The sequence below is a fragment of the Synechococcus sp. W4D4 genome (assembly GCF_047716805.1).
Classification (GTDB): Bacteria; Cyanobacteriota; Cyanobacteriia; order PCC-6307; family Cyanobiaceae; genus Vulcanococcus.
In genome coordinates this window covers 38,568-56,662 of sequence record NZ_CP180404.1, presented here as the reverse complement: position 1 = coordinate 56,662, position 18,095 = coordinate 38,568, and the positions used below count along the sequence as shown (strand labels likewise).

General features: G+C 65.9%; 19 protein-coding genes. 10 read left to right on the top strand and 9 right to left on the bottom strand.

Features of this window, described 5'->3' with window-relative positions:
• Nucleotides 1-2 precede the first annotated feature (2 nt).
• Nucleotides 3-1,601, bottom strand: coding sequence for a DUF3352 domain-containing protein (locus ACLM42_RS00305; RefSeq protein ID WP_415399380.1), 1,599 nt, complete (start codon nt 1,599-1,601; stop codon nt 3-5).
• An 80-nt stretch (nt 1,602-1,681) separates the two neighbouring features.
• On the opposite strand from ACLM42_RS00305, the gene ACLM42_RS00300 reads away from it, so the two are divergent.
• The 3 genes from ACLM42_RS00300 to ACLM42_RS00290 are packed head-to-tail and all read left to right on the top strand — an operon-like array spanning nt 1,682 to nt 5,276.
• Nucleotides 1,682-2,026, top strand: coding sequence for a rhodanese-like domain-containing protein (locus tag ACLM42_RS00300; protein ID WP_247910064.1), 345 nt, complete (start codon nt 1,682-1,684; stop codon nt 2,024-2,026).
• Nucleotides 2,027-2,076: 50 nt separating this feature from the next.
• Nucleotides 2,077-4,239, top strand: a complete 2,163-nt coding sequence (locus tag ACLM42_RS00295; RefSeq protein WP_415399379.1) for an ATP-binding cassette domain-containing protein — start codon at nt 2,077-2,079, stop codon at nt 4,237-4,239.
• 38 nt (nt 4,240-4,277) lie between these two features.
• A complete protein-coding gene (locus ACLM42_RS00290; protein ID WP_415399378.1) occupies nt 4,278-5,276 on the top strand; it encodes an HrcA family transcriptional regulator in 999 nt (332 codons plus the stop codon).
• Nucleotides 5,277-5,279: 3 nt separating this feature from the next.
• On the opposite strand, the gene trpB is transcribed toward ACLM42_RS00290, so the two are convergent.
• Complete coding sequence (trpB, locus tag ACLM42_RS00285) at nt 5,280-6,554, bottom strand: tryptophan synthase subunit beta (RefSeq protein ID WP_415399377.1); 1,275 nt, start codon at nt 6,552-6,554, stop codon at nt 5,280-5,282.
• Between the two features lie 95 nt (nt 6,555-6,649).
• On the opposite strand from trpB, the gene ACLM42_RS00280 reads away from it, so the two are divergent.
• Together ACLM42_RS00280 and cysC are read left to right on the top strand one after the other, a co-directional pair.
• A complete protein-coding gene (locus ACLM42_RS00280) occupies nt 6,650-6,976 on the top strand; it encodes a translation initiation factor (protein ID WP_247910060.1) in 327 nt (108 codons plus the stop codon).
• A 53-nt stretch (nt 6,977-7,029) separates the two neighbouring features.
• Nucleotides 7,030-7,671 (top strand): adenylyl-sulfate kinase, encoded by a 642-nt coding sequence (gene cysC / locus ACLM42_RS00275; protein WP_247910059.1) that lies wholly within the window; start codon nt 7,030-7,032, stop codon nt 7,669-7,671.
• On the opposite strand, the gene ACLM42_RS00270 is transcribed toward cysC, so the two are convergent.
• Complete coding sequence (locus tag ACLM42_RS00270; RefSeq protein ID WP_247910058.1) at nt 7,634-8,731, bottom strand: AI-2E family transporter; 1,098 nt, start codon at nt 8,729-8,731, stop codon at nt 7,634-7,636. The two genes, cysC and ACLM42_RS00270, sit on opposite strands and share 38 nt — an antisense overlap.
• Before the next feature lie 27 nt (nt 8,732-8,758).
• Complete coding sequence (gene purE / locus ACLM42_RS00265) at nt 8,759-9,280, bottom strand: 5-(carboxyamino)imidazole ribonucleotide mutase (RefSeq protein WP_415399376.1); 522 nt, start codon at nt 9,278-9,280, stop codon at nt 8,759-8,761.
• Between the two features lie 53 nt (nt 9,281-9,333).
• On the opposite strand from purE, the gene ACLM42_RS00260 reads away from it, so the two are divergent.
• Together ACLM42_RS00260 and bchM are read left to right on the top strand one after the other, a co-directional pair.
• Complete coding sequence (locus ACLM42_RS00260) at nt 9,334-10,464, top strand: N-acetylglucosamine-6-phosphate deacetylase (RefSeq protein WP_415400191.1); 1,131 nt, start codon at nt 9,334-9,336, stop codon at nt 10,462-10,464.
• Between the two features lie 32 nt (nt 10,465-10,496).
• Entirely contained in the window at nt 10,497-11,222 is a 726-nt protein-coding gene (gene bchM / locus ACLM42_RS00255; protein WP_415399375.1) for a magnesium protoporphyrin IX methyltransferase, read from the top strand.
• Here bchM and ACLM42_RS00250 read toward each other — a convergent pair.
• Genes ACLM42_RS00250 through ACLM42_RS00240 form a run of 3 tightly spaced genes read right to left on the bottom strand, consistent with a single transcriptional unit; the run spans nt 11,193 to nt 13,419 of the window.
• Complete coding sequence (locus tag ACLM42_RS00250) at nt 11,193-12,149, bottom strand: RluA family pseudouridine synthase (RefSeq protein ID WP_415399374.1); 957 nt, start codon at nt 12,147-12,149, stop codon at nt 11,193-11,195. The two genes, bchM and ACLM42_RS00250, sit on opposite strands and share 30 nt — an antisense overlap.
• Nucleotides 12,142-12,873, bottom strand: coding sequence for a response regulator transcription factor (locus tag ACLM42_RS00245; protein WP_247910053.1), 732 nt, complete (start codon nt 12,871-12,873; stop codon nt 12,142-12,144). The genes ACLM42_RS00250 and ACLM42_RS00245 overlap by 8 nt, the downstream gene beginning before the upstream one ends.
• Nucleotides 12,874-12,882: 9 nt before the next feature.
• Nucleotides 12,883-13,419: a hypothetical protein gene (locus ACLM42_RS00240; RefSeq protein WP_415399373.1), complete on the bottom strand. Its 537-nt coding sequence runs from the start codon at nt 13,417-13,419 to the stop codon at nt 12,883-12,885.
• A gap of 20 nt (nt 13,420-13,439) precedes the next feature.
• Between ACLM42_RS00240 and ACLM42_RS00235 the strand changes: the two genes are divergently transcribed.
• Nucleotides 13,440-14,588, top strand: coding sequence for a cysteine desulfurase family protein (locus ACLM42_RS00235; protein WP_415399372.1), 1,149 nt, complete (start codon nt 13,440-13,442; stop codon nt 14,586-14,588).
• Nucleotides 14,589-14,662: 74 nt separating this feature from the next.
• On the top strand, nt 14,663-15,433 hold the full coding sequence (locus ACLM42_RS00230; RefSeq protein ID WP_415399371.1) for a hypothetical protein: 771 nt from the start codon (nt 14,663-14,665) through the stop codon (nt 15,431-15,433).
• Here ACLM42_RS00230 and rsmH read toward each other — a convergent pair whose 3' ends face one another.
• Complete coding sequence (gene rsmH / locus ACLM42_RS00225) at nt 15,434-16,333, bottom strand: 16S rRNA (cytosine(1402)-N(4))-methyltransferase RsmH (protein ID WP_415400190.1); 900 nt, start codon at nt 16,331-16,333, stop codon at nt 15,434-15,436.
• Nucleotides 16,334-16,398: 65 nt separating this feature from the next.
• Here rsmH and ACLM42_RS00220 point away from each other — a divergent pair, with 65 nt between their 5' ends.
• Nucleotides 16,399-17,583 (top strand): NAD(P)H-quinone oxidoreductase subunit H, encoded by a 1,185-nt coding sequence (locus ACLM42_RS00220; RefSeq protein ID WP_415399370.1) that lies wholly within the window; start codon nt 16,399-16,401, stop codon nt 17,581-17,583.
• Here the strand turns inward: ACLM42_RS00220 and ACLM42_RS00215 are convergent.
• Nucleotides 17,580-18,074, bottom strand: coding sequence for a DUF6790 family protein (locus ACLM42_RS00215; protein WP_415399369.1), 495 nt, complete (start codon nt 18,072-18,074; stop codon nt 17,580-17,582). The genes ACLM42_RS00220 and ACLM42_RS00215 overlap by 4 nt on opposite strands.
• Nucleotides 18,075-18,095: the final 21 nt, after the last annotated feature.

The window sequence follows — 18,095 nt, the reverse complement described above, 5'->3', positions numbered from 1 at the left end:
GGTCAGGAGTGCAGTTGCAGCAAAGCCCGCAGCCGGAGGCTTCGTTGGTCGGGGGCATCGGGCTCGAGGCTCAGCGCGGCCCCGTCCACCATCGGGGTGAGCGACGAACTGGAGAGCGTCCCGATCAGACGCCAGGGCGTCCAGTGGCTCAGCAAGCCCTGGGCCGCCTGGCCATCCATCGACCACTGGAAGGGGGCCTGGGGCGCACCCAAGAGCTCCAGTTGATCAAGGCGCTCCTGGGGGGAACGACGCCCTTCATGCTGCTGATTCAGGATCGCCAGACCTTGTCCCCACCAGGCGATGCCTCCTTGGCTCGCGCGGGCGCCAGCCAACTGGGCTTGGAGCTGGTCGGGATTGCCTTTCACCGGCTTCGACTCCAGCCGGGTCCAGGCCTGGAGGGTTTGCCCCTGGCTCTCTAGCGGGGAAGCGCTGTAGCCATCAGCCTCCAGGGCCGGCTGCAGGGCTTCCGCAGCAGGACGATCAGCGCGGGTGCCCAGCAACCAGCCCTCGTTCTGATGGGCCCATAGGAGGGGCCCCGAATCCGCCGCGGCCACCAAGGCCGGCAGGGGACCGTTTTCCTTGTTCAGCGCCTGACTCAGGGCCGGACCCAGCAGGTTGCTCCAGCCATTGGCGGCATCAGCGCCGAGCAACGCAGCAGGGTTTATCAGCAGGGCCAGGCTGTCAGCACCAACCTGCACCTGACGCAGCAGATCACTGTTCACAGGGCCCAGGCTGGGTAGGGCATCCCGCAGCTGGGCCAGGCCATCCACCTGGAGACCGGATCCCTGGGGGGCCAGGGCCAGCACCAACTCCACCGCCGCCGACTGGTCCCCATCAGCGCCAACCGGCAAACCCAGCCACTGCTCCATTGCTTCAGGGCGGGCCGTCAGCAAAGCCACACCCTCTCCCAGCCGTTTGACGGCCTTTTGCAGAGGAGCACTGGCCGCTTGATTCAGTTCATCGATTTGGGAGACATCGAGGGCCTGCTCCAACACACCGCGACCTGAGGCGATCAGCACCAGATCGTCATTGATCAGTGCCGTAGCCAAGGGTTGGGGGTCCTGCCCCAACAGCGCCCCGCGGCCGCTGATCAAGCCCATGCCGCGATAGCTGGTGATCTGCAGATCGGTACCCGCCAGGCTGCGGGTCTGCCAGAACCGCTGCAGGAAACGCCGGGCCCCTTCGTTGTCACGGCTGCGCAGGGCCAACACCCAACCGGGAGACTCCCCGCTTCCGGGAGGGGTGAGCAAGGCAAAGCTGCTCTCATCCCCAAGCCAAGGGGACAGCTCCGAGGCGTAGTCCAGGCCCGCGGCGGCAAAGGCCCCATCGCGCAGGCGATCGGCGGCCGCTGCGGCCTGACGGCGCTGACGGGGTGGGGCGACGGCCCGGGCGTAGGCGGCGGGCTGATCCGGACCCACCAACCAATGCAGGCTCAAGGGCACCGTACGGGGGACAAAGCGCGCCGCCAGCGGCAAGGACAAGGCCTGCTGTTGTAACGCGAGCGGACTGCGCTGCAGCAGCAACCACCAACCCGCAAAGCCAAAGCTCAGCATCGCCAACGCCACCGCCAGCAGTGCCGCCAAGAAGGGGCGGGCCTTCATGCGTTGCTTACAGGATTGGCCTCATCTTTATGCATCGAGGCGATCTTTGGCACCCCCGTCACCGCCGGTAGGGTGCCTGGATGGCTGGACCCACAAGCGTTAGCGCCACAGAACTCAAGCGTCGTCTGGACGCCGGAGAAACGCTGCAACTGGTGGATGTGCGGGAAGCCATGGAGCTGGATCTCGCGCGGCTCCAGCAACCCGTGATCCATCTCCCCTTGAGCCAATCGGAGGCCTGGATCGATCAGATCTCGAGCTTGATCAACCGGGATTCACCGGTGGTCGTGCTCTGCCATGCCGGGATTCGCAGCTGGCAATTTGCCTGCTGGCTGATGGAGGCCCAGGGCTACGAGCAGGTCTTGAACCTGCAGGGCGGCATCGATGCCTGGAGCGTCTCGGCCGACCCCAGCGTGCCCCGCTACTAAGCGGTCAAAACCGCAGCTGCTTGCTATCGGTTGGCTGGTTGAGCCGGCCGATGTTTCCGCTGCTGCTGCCCCTCAGACTGTGGCGCTACTTCGGCAACCAACGGCTGAAGGCGGTCCTGGCCATCCTCACGGTCCTGCCAGACCCGCTGCTGATGGTGGGCATCCCAGTGCTGCTGCAGCTGGTCATCGACCAGGTGATTGGTCAAGCCAGCAGTGGCCCACCGGTGGCGGTGCTCCTGCTGCTGCCCTGCGCTTGGCTCCTGGTGGCGGTGGCCTGCAACGGTCTGTCCATCAAGTTGTTTGCCGCCCTGGGAAGCCAACTGGGAACGGGCTTTCGCCAGCGGCTCTTCGGGCATCTGCTGGAGCAAGCCAACCCCAGCGACGGCAGCGCTGAAGGGAGCGAACAGGGCTTACTGGCCCTTCAGATCCCAACGTTGGAGAACGCCGTCGTCACGCAGCTGCCCCTCTTCACCTGGACGGTCGCTCAGCTGTTCATCGGCGTCCTGCTGCTGTTCACCAGCGATTGGCGTCTCGCCCTGGTGGCGGTGGTCCTCACCCCGTTGCTGTTGGTGAGCCAGGTGGCCTTCACCCCAGCTCTGGCCAGGCGGGAAGAGGCCCGGGTCGAGCAAGCGGGCCTGCTACTCAGCTACGCCAGCGAGCGCCTACGCAGCCGAGAGCTGGTGGATCTCTTTGGGCTTCGCAGCACCACCCGCTCGGAATTCAATCGGCGCAACCGGAATCTGATGCGCTGGGCCCAGCGGGTCGGCGCGATGTCAGGCCTCCAACAGGCCGCCCTGACCGCCTCCGCCATGCTCACGTTGGTGAGCGTGTTTGCTCTGGGCACCTGGTTGGTGCTGGAACAGCAGCTCACGGTTGGGCAACTGGTCTCCGCCCTGGGGATCGCCACGGCGATGGTCAGTGGCATGTGGCAATTGGGCGCCTCCCTGCTGCCGTTGCAGACCGCCACGACGGCCTTGAATCTGCTCGAGGAGCAGCTGCCCACAGCGAAGCGGTCGCAGGCGGTGACCCGGGGGATGGAGCCGAGCCCGCCTGCCCTGCTGGAGCAACTGGCGATTGAGCACGTGCAGTTCCGCTACCCAGGCGGTGGAGGGCTCAACCAGCTCAACCTGACCATTCCCGCCAACAGCTCCCTCGCCCTGGTCGGCCCCAGCGGAGGGGGGAAAAGCACCGTGCTGCGGCTACTGCTGCGGCAGATCGAGCCGCAGCAGGGTTGCCTGCTGGTCGATGGGGTTCCTCTTGGCAACACCGACCGGGGCCAGTGGCTCGAGCAAGTGGCCTTGGTGCCCCAGGAGACGGTCCTTTTCGATCTCTCCATCGCCGACAACATCCGCCTGGGCCGCCTTGATGCCTCCGATCAGGAGGTTCAAGAGGCGGCCATGGCCGCCGAACTGGGGGACCTGATCCATACCCTGCCGGACGGATTGCAGACCCCGGTCGGGGCCGGCGGCGGTCGCCTCTCTGGCGGCCAAAAGCAACGGATCGCCATCGCCCGGGCGATCGTCCGCAACCCACGGCTGCTGCTGCTGGATGAGGCCACCAGCGCCCTCGACCCCAACACTGAAGAAGCAATCAACACGACCCTGCGGAAGCTGAGCGACGGCCGCACGGTGGTCTCCGTCCTGCACCGACTGCGGGCCGCTGCGGCGATGGATCAGATCGCAGTCATCGATCGCGGCCAGGTGGTGGAGCTGGGTCACCACAACGATCTGCTGGCCGCCGGAGGGCTCTATGCCTCCTTCTGGCACCGCCAGATGAGCGGCTTCAACCTGGAGCTAGGGCAACGGGTCCGGATCACACCCGAGCGCCTGGCCACCATCCCCTTGTTCCACGGGGTCGACCCCAAGTTGCTGGTCTGGCTGGCCTCGGAATTCGTCAGCGATCGGATCCGCCACGGCGAGGAGGTGTTCCGCGAAGGGGACGCCCCCGATGCCTTCTATGTGGTGGTGGCGGGCACCTTGGAGGTGCTTCAAAACGACCTCTGGGGAGGGATTCCGATCAAACAGGGGCTGGTGGAAGAAGGGGATTTCTTCGGCGACGCGGGCCTAATCGACGACCAACCCAGGGCCGTCACGGTCCGCGCCCGCGGGGATGGCCTACTACTGCGGCTCGACCGGGATCGTTTCCTGGATCTGCTCGATCAAGACCCGGACTACCGCCGCTTTTTCCTGCATTCAGCCCGCGCCAGCGTTTAGGCCCCGTAGCATCGGCTCTGCGGCCCGATTGCACCGTTTTGCAGCCCCTGCCCCGCCGGCAAAAGGAGGTGCTTCAAGCGACGGTGCAGCACTACGTCGACACCACGGAGCCCGTCGGTAGCCAAACCCTGGTGCGTCGCTTTGGCCTGAAGGCCAGCCCCGCCACGGTGCGCTCAGCCATGGGCGCACTGGAGCAGCGCGGACTGCTCACCCAACCCCACACCTCCGCCGGCCGCGTCCCCAGCCAACTGGGGTATCGCCACTACGTGGACTGCCTGTTGCCCGCGCCGGGGGCCGCCGCCGGTCAACTCAACCGTGAACTCACGGGCCTCAGTCTTCAGTGGGCGGCCTTCGATGACCTGCTGCTGCAGCTCGCCCGCCGCCTGGCCGACCTCACCGGCTTGATGAGCCTGATTACCCGGCCCCAGGAGCTGGGCGGAAGTCTGGAGACCGTCCGCCTGGTCCCCAGCAACGATCGGCTGCTGGTGCTGTTGGTGGAAAAGGGAGCAGCCGCCAGCTGCCTCAATCTGCGGATGCCCAAAGAACTGGGCACCCAGGTCCCAGCCCTGGAGCGCTGGGCCAGCGATCAACTCCAAGGGGGATCAGGCCGCCTGAACTGGAAGGCGCTCCCTAGCCAACTGGGCAGCAGCGGAGAACTACTTCGGCAGGGTCTGAGCAGCCACAGCCTGGCCAGAGGGGGTAGCAACGAAGGGGCGGTCAGCCTCGGGGTGGCGGGGCTGCTCGGGCAGCCGGAATTCCAAAGCAGCTCCAGCCTGAAACCCCTCCTGCAGCTGGTGGAGCTGGAGCCCCAACAAGTCCTACTAAGCGAAGCCGCCAACGACAAAGGCGGTGTCTGGATTGGCTCGGAACATCCCCATCCCGCCCTGCAGCACTGCGCCGTGGTGCAAGCCAGCTACGGCAACCGCAGCGGCGCCTCCGGCCACGTTGCCCTGATCGGTCCGATGCGGATGGCCTACTCCACCGCTCGATCAGCGGTGGAGGGCGTAGCGGGTTACCTCGATCGACTGCTCAGCTGAGCCCTAGCCGCCGAGGGTACTTCCCAGGCGATCCGCAACCGTGTTGACATCCTTGTCGCCGCGGCCGGAGAGGTTGAGGACGACCTCGGTGCCTGGAGCCAAGGTGGGGCAGAGCTTGTCGAGCCAAGCGAAGGCGTGGGCAGTCTCTAAGGCCGGAATGATCCCCTCGAGCTGGCACAGCAGCTGGAGGGCATCAAGGGCTTCAGCGTCCGTCACCGCGCCGTACTCAGCCCGGCCGATGGTCTTGAGGTAGCTGTGCTCGGGTCCCACCCCGGGGTAATCCAGACCGGCGCTGATGGAGTGCGCCTCCTGCACCTGCCCCTCGTTGTCTTGCAGCAGCAGGCTCATGGCCCCATGCAGCACGCCAACACGGCCTTCGGTGATGGTGGCGGCATGGCGTCCAGTCGGGACGCCATCACCGGCGGCTTCCACGCCGATCAGGCGGACGTTGGTGTCGGGAACGAAGGAATGGAACAGGCCCATGGCGTTGGAGCCACCGCCGACACAGGCCACCAGGACATCGGGGTTGCGGCCAAAGGCCTCGTGACACTGGCGCTTGGTTTCCTCTCCGATCACGGCATGGAAATCACGCACCAGCATCGGGAACGGATGGGGGCCAGCAACCGAGCCCAGGATGTAGTGAGTCGTCTCCACATTGGTGACCCAATCTCGGATCGCCTCACTGGTGGCGTCCTTCAGGGTGGCGGTGCCAGCGGTCACGGGCTGAACCGTGGCCCCAAGCAAGCGCATCCGGAAGACGTTCAGGGCCTGACGGCGCATGTCCTCGGCGCCCATGTAGACGACGCACTCGAGGCCAAAGCGGGCGCAGACGGTGGCAGTGGCCACGCCGTGCTGACCCGCACCGGTTTCAGCAATGATCCGCTTTTTGCCCATCCGCAGCGCCAACAGCGCCTGCCCCAAGGCGTTGTTGATCTTGTGGGCACCGGTGTGGTTGAGGTCTTCGCGCTTCAACCAAATGCGAGGGCCCCCGTCGGCGCGGCGGTAGTGCTCGCTCAGCCGCTCCGCTTCATAGAGGGGGTTTGGCCGGCCGACGTAGTTGCGCAGAAGATGGTTGAGCCGCTCGGTAAAGGCGGGATCCTTCCAGGCTTCGGCGGCGGCCCGCTCCAGTTCCGCCAGGGCGGGAATCAGGGTCTCGGGAACGTACTGACCACCGAACTGGCCATAGCGACCCAAGCTGTTGGGCCTGGACTCCAGTGCAAGTTCTGCCGGGTCGGGGGCGCCCTGGGCCGACGTCATCGAAGGAGCGGTGCTGGTCACCAGGAGCGCGCGGATTCGGCTCAGGTTAGGAACTGGCGGTGGTGACAGGACTGGCCTGCGTTGCGCTGAACTGGAACCGACGCAGATCCAAAGCGATGCCGAAGGGTGGCTGGCAAGAATTCACGCGGCCTGAAAGCCTGCAACGGGCCAGTAGTGCCCCAGCGGAATCCAGCCCCAAGGCCCAGCAACGGGTGCGGGTGCAACGCACCAAGGCCGGCAAGGGCGGAAAGATGGTGACCGCCATCACCGGGGTTGAGGCGGCCGAGAGCGATCTCAAAGCCCTGCTGAAACAGCTCAAGGCGGCCGCAGGCACCGGCGGGACCGTCAAGGACGGGGTAATCGAACTGCAGGGCGATCAAGTCGCCGCGGCCCTGGCTGCCCTGGAGAAGGCGGGCTACCGGCCCAAACAAGCCGGCGGCTAGGAGCTGGAACCGCTGGCGGGGAGAATGGCCCGACGTCGCTCCCCAGGCCCGCCATGACCGCATCTCCCACCTACGGAGAGCTCACCAACAAGGGCGCCTCCACCAACATCGCCTGGCACCACGCCTCGGTCGATCGGGCCGCCCGGGCTGAGCAGCGGGGTCATCGCAGCGCCATCCTCTGGTTCACCGGCCTCAGTGGCTCCGGCAAAAGCACCCTCGCCAATGCGGTGAACCAGGCGCTGTTTGAACGCGGCCTGGCCTGCTACGTCCTGGACGGTGACAACATCCGCCACGGGCTTTGCAAGGACCTGGGCTTCTCCGATGCGGATCGCGAGGAGAACATCCGCCGCATCGGTGAAGTGAGCAAGCTGTTCCTCGATGCCGGCGTGGTCGTGTTGACCGCCTTTGTCTCCCCCTTCAAGGCCGACCGTGACCGGGCTCGGGCCCTGGTGGAGAACGGCGATTTTGTGGAGATCCACTGCGCCGCCGACCTGAGCGTCTGCGAAGAGCGGGATACCAAAGGGCTCTACGCCAAGGCCCGTGCTGGCGAGATCAAGGAATTCACCGGGATCTCAAGCCCCTACGAAGCCCCCGAGAAGCCTGAACTGCGGGTGGACACCGGCAGCCAAAGCCTGGAGGCCTGCGTGGAGTTGGTGATCAACCACCTGCGCGAAGCGGGCGTGATTCCTCAGTGATCCCATCGGGGGCGGGCTGCTGCCCCCAGGCATCCAGAAAGGTTTTCAAACAGCTGGCCACCGGGACTGCCAGCAGCAACCCCAATAGATCGCCAAAGCCCATCAAGCTGCCCACACGGGCCCCGATCGGCAGGGAAACCAGCAGCCAGGCGGGCTGGAGGCCAACGATGCTGCCCATCAAGCGCGGCTGGATCACCTGATCCACCACCTGACCGACGCTGATGGCCGCCGCCAAGACCTCCAGGCCGGTGCGGGGATCATCCAAGGCCAGCAGCACGCTGACCAAGACAATCGTCACTGCACTGGCGTAGGGCACGAGGGTGGTGAACCCAATCGCCACGGCGAAGAGCACCCCATAGGGAATCCCCAGCAGGGTGAAGACCACGATCTGCAAGGCGCTGAGGATCAACGCCAACAACACCTGCCCGGCGAAGTAACCCCGGAAGGTGCGATTCAAGGTGCCGGTGACCAACTCCCGGGTGCCCTCGGGCAGCCAGCGGGCCAATCCCGCCACGATCGGATCCCCGCCCAGCAAGAGGAACAGGGCCAACACAGCCACGATCACGACGTTGACCGTGAGCCCCACGGTGGCGCCCAAGATCCCCAGGGCCCGTTGGCTGAGTTGGCTCGCCAGCTGACTGGCCCGGGCAAAGAGGGTGCTGCTCAGATCCGTGAATTCCGTGGGCAGTGCCCGATCGGCGGCCCAGACCTCCAGGCGATCCAGCAGGCCCTCAGCCTCCACCAACCAAGACGGCAAGGCATTGATCAGCTCTCCGAGTTGCTCAATCAGCCGCGGGACCAGCCAGAGGGCGGCCAAGACCAGCAGGGTCAAGGACAGACCCACCACCAACAGCACCGCCAAACCCCGCGGCAGCCCGCGACGGGCCAACCACCGGGTGGGGAGGTCCAGCAGAAAGGCGATGAGCGCAGCCCCGACGAACAGGGCCGGGAAGGGAGCCAGCGGCAAGAGCAACTGCCGCAGAACCCAGAGGTTCAACGCCAAAAGAGGCAGCGCCAGGCTCAGGCGCAACCAGGGCGGAAGAACCAGACGCTCAAGCATGGGTCACCCCAACATCGCCCCAACCGATCACATCTGTGCCAAGTAAGCGGCACTGCCCAGCTCCAGCAAGCGGGCATCCTTCGCCGCCACCTGATCGTGGAGGGACTGGCGATACTCCGCCAAGCGGGCCGACAGGGCCCCATCGGCCGTGGCCAAGATCTGAGCCGCCAGCAGGCCCGCATTGGCCCCATTGCCAATCGCCACGGTGGCGACCGGAATGCCTGCGGGCATCTGCACGATCGAGTGGAGGGAATCCACTCCGGAGAGGGCCCTGGTCAGGACCGGGACGCCGATGACCGGCAACACCGTCAGGGAGGCGACCATGCCGGGTAAGTGGGCGGCCCCGCCAGCCCCAGCAATGATCACTTTGAAGCCGCGACCAGCGGCAGCTTGGGCGAAGTCCACCATCTCCAAGGGTGTCCGGTGGGCCGAAAGCACCCGGACCTCCGTCGCCACCCCCAGGCGGTTCAGCATCTCGACGGCGGGCTGCATGGTGGGCAGGTCGGAGTCACTCCCCATCACCACAGCCACCAGCGCAGCGTCAGACATCGGCACGTTTCGGCTTTCGCAGCGAGGATGACATGGTTCCGTTCTCGCATCGAATGCGCTGGCTGAGCCACGTTCGCCTACCTGGAGAGCCAGGGCTCTGGCGCATCGGGCTGGCCCACGAGCGAATCGCCACCACCCAGCCCATGCCCCCGGGCAGTGCCGCCGCGGGTGAGAACTGGCATGGCGACTGGCTCAGCCCCGCCGGCATCGACTGGCAAATCAACGGTGGCTTGGGACTGGCCTTTCCCGAGCTACAGCCGAGCGATCTCCCCCAACTGCTGGAGCTACTGGAGCTGCTCTGGCGTGATGGGGTCGAGGCGATCAGCCCCACCCTGGTCACCTGCGCCCTCTCGCCGCTACGCCAAGCCCTAGAGGTGCTGCGCCAAGCGCGCCTCCAACACCGGAGCGGCCGCTGCCGCCTGTTGGGAGCACACCTTGAGGGCCCCTTTCTCGCCCATGGCAAACGCGGTGCTCACCCGGCCGAACACCTGGCCTCACCGAGCCTGGAGGCTTTGAATCAGCGCATCGGCGGCTTTGAAGCGGAGATCGCTCTGGTGACCCTGGCGCCGGAATTGCCGGGGGCAGAGGCGGTGATCGGCGCCCTGCGCGATCGAGGAATCCTGGTCAGCCTGGGGCACAGCGAGGCCACGGCGGAGCAGGCCAGTCGCGCCTTCGAGCGGGGGGTGGAGATGCTGACCCACAGCTTCAACGCGATGGCAGGACTGCATCACCGCAGTCCTGGGCCCATTGGCGCGGCGGTCCGGCGGGGCGACATCGCCCTCGGCTTAATCGCCGATGGCGTCCATGTGGATCCGACCATGGCGGTGTTGCTGCAGCGGCTCGCACCCGAGCAGGTGGTGCTGGTCAGCGATGCCCTAGCCCCCTATGGCCTGGCCGACGGGCTGCACCGCTGGGATGACCGCACGCTGATCGTCGAGCAGGGGAGTTGCCGGCTCGAGGACGGCACCTTGGCCGGGGTCACCCTGCCGCTGCTCGAGGGGGTCAAACGGCTGGCCCGTTGGAGCGGTGAGCCGGATCGGGCCATCGCCGCGGCCACCGTCCTGCCCCGGCGCCTCTTGGGTGGGGCGACCCGGGTGCAACAGCAACTCCAAGGGCTACCCATCGGCGAAACCCTGCGTTGGAGTGGGCCCAGTGCGGACCTGCGCTGGATCCGGGCCGCCTGAATAGGATCCGCCCCATCTCCCCCCTCCGCCGAATGCCCGCCGATCAGCTCCTCAACGACAAGGCCGCGGAAAAGCAGGCCGAGAAGCAAGAGGTGAAGGGCTACTTCGAAACCACCGGTTTCGATCGCTGGAACCGCATCTACAGCGAGTCCAGTGACGTCAACAAGGTGCAACGGAACATCCGCATCGGCCACCAGAAGACCGTCGACAACGTGCTGGCCTGGCTCCAGGAGCAGGGGAACCTGGGCGGCCGCAGCTTCTGTGATGCCGGCTGTGGCGTCGGCAGCCTCACGTTGCCCCTGGCCCAACTGGGGGCAGGCTCCATTGCCGCCTCAGACCTCTCGGAGGCCATGGTCAAAGAAGCGGAGCGCCGGGCCAATGAATCTGGGATCGCCCCTGGCCGCGTCAGCTACCTGGCCTCTGACCTGGAGAGCCTGAGCGGTCGCTACGAGACCGTGGTTTGCCTGGATGTCTTCATCCACTACCCCCAGGAACCAGCCGAGGAGATGGTTCGCCACCTCGCCTCCATGGCCGAGAAGCACCTGATCGTCAGCTTCGCTCCCTACACCCCGGTCCTGGCGGTGCTCAAAAAGATCGGCCAGCTCTTCCCCGGTCCCAGCAAGACCACCCGCGCCTACACCCTTCGCGAGAAGGGCATCGTCCAGGCCGCTGAAAAGGCCGGCTTCGTGCTCAAGCGCCGCAGCCTGAACAAGGCCCCCTTCTACTTCTCACGGCTGCTGGCCTTCGAGAAGGCCTGAGGGCAGGGGCGCCTCAAGGCAAAGCCCCTCCGGCTCCAGACTGAGTCGGTGGGCATGGAGCTGGTAGCCGCCAGCTCCGGGAAGCACCTCAGCGCGCGCCTCTCCCCCCGGCAGATAGAGGGGATCCCCCAGCAGAGGAGATCCGATGGCGGCGGAGTGAATCCTGATCTGGTGGGGCCGTCCCGTGGCGATCTTCACCTCCACCAAGCAGCGACCCGGCTTGCGCTCGAGCAAGGTCAAGGCGCTGCGGGAGGCCAGGGCGCACGCATCACCGGCCAAGGCCGCGCACCACAACTGCCCCAGCAGGGGGTGGGGCCGCAAACCAATCGGGGTCTTGATCGGGCGGGTCTCCCCCAGCCCCCAATCGGCCGGCAACGGTTCGGTCAACGCCCGGTAAACCTTCAGGCAGCCCCGACGGACAGTGACATCTGCGGTGCTCTCCCGCAGGCGCGCACTCAAGCTGGCGCGGGTTGAGCGCTGCCGCGCGCAGACCAACACCCCGGAGGTGAAGCGCCCCAGGCGATGCACCGGCCTGGCCTCCGGGGCCCAGGACCGCAGCTGCATCAGCAGCGTGTGTTCCAGGAACCCCCCGGCGGGCAACACCGGCAGACCGCTGGGTTTGTTCAGCACCAGCAGATCGCCGTCATCGAAGACGACCGCGTGCTGGCTCAGCACCGGCACGGCGGCCTCCTCCCAGGGGGGCCGATGCCAGAGCAGTTGATCCCCGGCGGCCAACGCTGCATCGGCCCGGAGCTGTTGGCCGTTGCACCAGATCTCACCGGCGGCCAGACGCTCCCTCCAGACCGACGGATCGGAATGGACATAGCGCTCGGCGTAGTAGCCAACCGTGCTGGCAGCGGCCGCCTGGACCCGGTCCCGGTAGCGGTGACCGCCGTTCAGGGCCGCCGGCAGCCAGTCCTTACTCAACCAGGCCGTTTTCCAAGGCGTAGCGCACCAATTCCGTGCGACTCGCGGTGCCGGTCTTGGTGAACAGCCGGCTGACGTACTTCTCGACGTTCCGGATCGAGGTCTCCAGGCGCCGAGCGATCTCTTTGTTCATCATTCCCTCCGCCACCAGTTGCAGCACCGAGGCTTCCCGGGGGGTGAACTCGTGCTTCACCGCCGCGGTCGGCTGCTTGCTGCCACCGGTGGCCAGTAGGGAGCGGATCTCGGTGATCTGCTTCGCCATCTGGCCGATGTCGGCATCGGCAAAGCGGGCGGCTTCGGTCAGCAGCCGTTCCTGGCGCTTGACCACGTTGTGCACCCGCGCCACCAGTTCATCGGGGTCGAAGGGCTTGGGGATGTAGTCGTCGCAGCCGGCCTGAAAGCCCTCGATGCGATCGGCCGTCATCCCCTTGGCCGTCAAAAAAATCACGGGCGTGCCGCCCAGGCGCTCGTCCTCGCGGAGTTTCCGCAGCAGGCCATAGCCATCCAGGCGGGGCATCATCACGTCACTGATCACGACATCCGGCAACAACTCCTGGGCCTTGGCCCAGCCGTCCTCACCATCGACGGCCGTTGTCACCGCAAACCCCTCGTCTTCGAGGTAGGCCTGTACGGCGGTGCGCAACCCCGGTTCGTCATCCACCAGCAGCAAGCGCGCTGGAGCCGCTGGCGTGACGTCGGGCTGGGTGTCGGATTCGAGGCTCATCGGCGCAATCTATCGAGGGTTTCCAGGCAGCACCTGCTGCTGCTCAATCAGCTGGCCGGAGTAACCCAACTGCCTGGCCAAGGCCTGGAGGGTGGCGGGGTCTTTGCCGGCCTGGTCCGGGAAACAGGCGGCCCACCAGATCTTGTGATCCATGCGGTTGGCTTCAGTGACCTGCCCCCCGGGGTTGAGCTCCTTGATCAAGAGCGCATTGCCGCGCTTGGTCAGGCGCATCGGCGCACTGGCACTGCAGCGCAGGTTGTCGACAGCCAGCTCAACCCCCGTCGGCGATTCCACCCAGACAACGATCGACCGGGCCGTGGCGTCGCCTGGATCAGGCTTAACCCCATGCACCCCGATCAGGTGCATGCCCTCGATCGTTCCCCATTCCCGCAACACCACCAGATCAGCGGGCCGCTGCTCAGAAGGCTTGAAAAAAACGCCATCGCGGACCTCCTGAGCCCGGGCGCCAAGCCCGAGGGCGGCGGAACCCAGCAGCAACGACAGGAGTGCAATACGACGGCCCATGGCGCCCGAGAACGGCAGCATGGTTGCCAGCATGGGTGTCCATGGGCTCCGGCGTCACCTACCTCGACTATCAATCCACCACCCCCTGCGATCCGGGGGTGGTTGAGGCGATGGCGCGCTGGTGGACCGAGGACTTCGCCAACCCCGCCAGTCGCCTGCATCGGCCTGGGCTCACCGCTGCCGCCGTGGTCCAGCAGTCCAGGGCCGCGATCGCCGGCAGCCTGGGCTTCGCCCCCGAGGAGCTGATCTTCTGCAGCGGAGCCAGCGAAGCCAACAACCTGGCGATCAAAGGTGTGGCGGAGGCGGAATTGCAGCGCGGCGGAACCCGCCGGCGCCTGGTCTGCCTGGCAACCGAGCACCGGGCTGTCCTCGATCCCCTGCGCTACCTCGCGGGGCACGGCTTTGAGCTGATCTGCCTACCGCCCCAGGTCGATGGTCTGATCGACTTGCAACGGCTCGAGCAAGCCCTCAGCCCGGAGACGCTTCTGGTGAGCGTCATGGCCGCCAACAATGAGATCGGCGTGCTTCAGCCACTCGCAGCCATCGCTGAGCTCTGCCGCAGGCGCCAGGTCCTCTTCCACTGCGATGGGGCCCAAGCGGTCGGACACGTCCCCCTGCAGGCACGCGAGCTCGGCATCGACCTACTCAGCCTCAGCGGTCACAAGCTGTATGGCCCGAAAGGAATCGGCGCCCTGGCCATCGCCCCAGGAATTGAGCTGGCCCCCCAGCAACACGGGGGCAGCCAAGAGCGGGGGCTGCGGGCGGGCACCCTGCCGGTGCCCTTGATCGTCGGCCTGGCCAGAGCAGTGGAGCTGGCCGAGGCGGATCGAGAAAAGCGGGGCCAGCGGCTCGCTCAGCTCCGCGATGCCCTCTGGGAGCGTTGCCAAGCCCTGGGGGGAATCCAGCGCAACGGTGCCGCAGCCCCCTGCCTGCCCCACAACCTCAACATCAGCATCGAGGGAGTCGAGGGGAACGCCCTGCATCAAGGCCTACGCCGCAGCCTGGCGGTCAGCAGCGGCTCCGCCTGCGCCGCGGGCGAACCCTCCCACGTGCTCCAAGCCCTGGGCCGCAGTCGCCTGGAGGCGGCGGCCTCGGTGCGCTTCAGCCTGGGGCGCCCAAGCACCAGCACCGAGGTGGAGCGCGCCGGAGACGTCCTGGAAGAAACGCTCAAGACCCTGCGGCGGGCCTAGCACTTCGAAAGTTCAACATTTCTGGGCAGACGCTGTCGTGGTCGCTACTTTCCGGCCAAACACCTGCTTTTTCGATGGGATTGCCCACCCCAGGCACCAACAAGCTCTCCATCCTGCGAGCGATCGAGGATGGCTGGCAGGCCTTCTGCCGCGCCCCCTGGCCCTTTGTGCTCTTCCAGGTGCTGGTGCTGGTGATCATGGCCCCCTTCATCGGCCTGATCACCAGCGGCCTGCTTCACCTGGCCCTTGGTGCACCGGCCCTGGTGCACCCCGTCGCCACCAAGATCGGCCTGGTGGTGGGAATCATCGGCTACATCATCGTTGCCCTCTGGGCCGCCGTGGGTCTGACCCGCGGCGCCTGGACCAGCCTCGAAGGCCAGAAGCCCAGCTTCAGCAGCTTCACCCGCTGGGATAGCGATGCCAGCGGCCGCCTCTTCGGCTCCAGCCTGCTGCTGGTGATCGTGCTGGCCGTCGTGGGCGCCGTGGCCTGGGGCATCGGCTTTGGTCTCGGCAAGGTCAACACCGTCCTGTTCTGGATCCCGGTGATCGCCTTCGCCATCTTCAAGATCTGGCTGGTGGTCACCCAGCAGTTCCTGGTGCCGATGTCGCTCTATGGCGCCAAGCGTCCTGTGGAAACTCTCCAGGCCGGCATCGATGGGGTGAACCCCAGCTGGTGGACCGTGCTCTGGTTCGTGATCGTCGAAAGCGTCGTCGCCGGCGTCGCCTACCTGTTCAACGCCGGTGGCCTGCTGGTGCTGGCTCCTGTGCTGATCTGCGTCAGCACCGCGGCCTATCGCCAGCTGTTCGGCAGCCAGGACCACACCGGGATCATGAGCAACACCTGATCAGCTCAGATCGCGCCGCCTAGCGACGCGCCATTTGGCGGAACGGCTGCGAGGGTTGGAGCTCTGCTCCTCCTCTCCAGCCGTTTCTGGTTTTCGGGTCACCCGTTGCAGCCGCTCATCGCTGCTGAAGGCGGTCTTGACGCGGCGATCCTCGAGGGAGTGAAAGCTGATCACCCCCATCAGCCCGCCGGGGCTTAACCAATCGGGGGCCTGCTGCAACAGGCGATCCAGGACCCCCAGTTCATCGTTCACGGCAATCCGCAGGGCCTGAAAGGTGCGCGTCGCCGGGTGGATCCGTCCCCGGCGCGCCTTGGGGGCATAGCAACCCGCCACCAAGTAGGCCAGGGCATCGGTCCCAGCAAAGGGACCCTGTTCGCTCAGGTGCTGCTTGATCTTGCGGGCAATGCGCCGGGAGAGCCGCTCCTCGCCATAGGCGTAGATCAGGTCCGCCAGCTCCGTCTCATCCAGGCGCTCGATCAGCTCCGCCGCGGTCTCCCCGGCCTGGGGATTCATCCGCATGTCCAGGGGACCGTCCTGGCGAAAACTGAAGCCCCGCTCCGCCACATCAAACTGGGGGCTACTCACGCCTAAATCCGCCATGACCGCCAGGGCCGGCTCCTCGGGCTGGTAGTCCGCGAAGTTGGTGGCGACGACCCTGACCCGATCACCAAAGGGCGCCAGGCGTTCCGCCGCCGCCTGCCGGGCGGTGGGGTCCTGGTCCAACCCCACCAAGCGCAGGCTGGGATGGGCCTCGAGCAACAGGGCGCTGTGGCCGCCGCCACCGAGGGTGCAATCGATCAGCAGACCACCACCCCGCTCCTGCAAAAGGGGTTCCAGCGCAGCGAAACTGGCCATCACCTGTGCTGCCAGCACAGGCACGTGGTCAAAGGCCTGAACCAGCGGAGGTGTAAGCAACGGGCCCTTCCTTCCTAAGATCCCGGCAGCGAGCCCTATTCCTCGGCCCCATGACGCAGCTGGAAACGCGCACGGAGCCGATGGTGGTGAACTTCGGGCCCCACCACCCCTCGATGCACGGGGTGTTGCGGCTTGTGGTCACCCTGGACGGTGAGGACGTGGTGGATTGCGAGCCGGTCATCGGCTACCTCCACCGCGGCATGGAGAAGATCGCCGAGAACCGCACGAACGTGATGTTTGTGCCCTACGTCAGCCGCATGGATTACGCGGCGGGCATGTTCTACGAAGCCATCGTGGTCAATGCGCCCGAGCGCCTGGCCAATGTGCCGGTGCCCAAGCGCGCCAGCTACATCCGCGTGTTGATGCTCGAGCTCAACCGCATCGCCAACCACCTGCTCTGGCTTGGCCCCTTCCTGGCGGATGTGGGTGCCCAGACGCCGTTCTTCTACATCTTCCGCGAGCGGGAGATGATCTACGACCTCTGGGAAGCCGCCACCGGGCAGCGCCTGATCAACAACAACTACTTCCGCATCGGTGGTGTCGCCGCGGACCTGCCCTACGGCTGGCTGGACAAGTGCCTGGACTTCTGCGATTGGTTCGGCCCGAAGATCGACGAATACGAAAAGCTGATCACCAACAACCCGATCTTCCGCAAGCGGATTGAGGGTCTCGGCACCATCAGCCGCGAACAGGCGATCAACTGGAGCCTCTCCGGCCCCATGCTGCGGGCGTCCGGGGTGCCCTGGGACCTGCGCAAGGTCGACCACTACGAGTGCTACGACGACTTCGACTGGGATGTGGCCTGGGTGAAGGAAGGCGACTGCTTCGCCCGCTACCGCGTCCGCATCGAGGAGATGCGCCAGTCGCTGAAGATCCTGCGCCAGGCCTGCCAGATGATCCCCGGCGGCCCCACCGAGAACCTCGAGGCGCGGCGCATGGCCGAGGGCAAGGGCAGCGAATTTGCCGGCTTCGACTATCAAATCGTCGCCAAGAAAGTGGCGCCCACCTTCAAGATCCCCAACGGCGAGCTCTACACCCGCCTGGAATCAGGCAAGGGGGAAATCGGGGTCTTCCTTCAGGGCAACAACGACGTGACGCCCTGGCGCTTCAAGATCCGTGCGGCCGACTTCACCAACCTGCAGATCCTTCCCCACATCCTCAAGGGGGCCAAGGTGGCCGACATCATGGCGATCCTGGGCTCGATCGACGTGATCATGGGCTCGGTGGACCGCTAACGAAAGCGGTGGCGGGTTGATCGACTCAACGCGATCAGCACTACAACCAAAACGGGTGTGAGCAGGTCGGTATAGAGAGGACTGCCTGCGTTCGACGGTGCGCTGTTGTGATCCATGAACAGCGACACAACATGCCCGATGCCGTCTGCAAAGAACCAGCTGCAATAAGCGGTCATCGACGCCATTAAGTAAGCGCGTTGGCGCAGCACAAAACTGCTGAACCCCAAGATCCCCATCATGAGATTGGCGTAGGCCACCTCGTTTTGAAATGGACTATTGGGCCAGCCAATTTGCTCGGCAATGAAGGGGCCAAAGGCAATGTGGGCGACAAATCCATAGACGCCAGCAACACCCAACACCCAAAAAGCAATCCAAAGCAAGGACGCTTCAGCCCAGCGCCCAAGCTGCCACTGGCGACGGGTTTGAGCCAGAGCAATGATCAACGCCAAGGCCAGCGTCCAGACAGGAACATCGGCCAATAGAAATCTCACCAGTGCTTCCATCGGAACAGC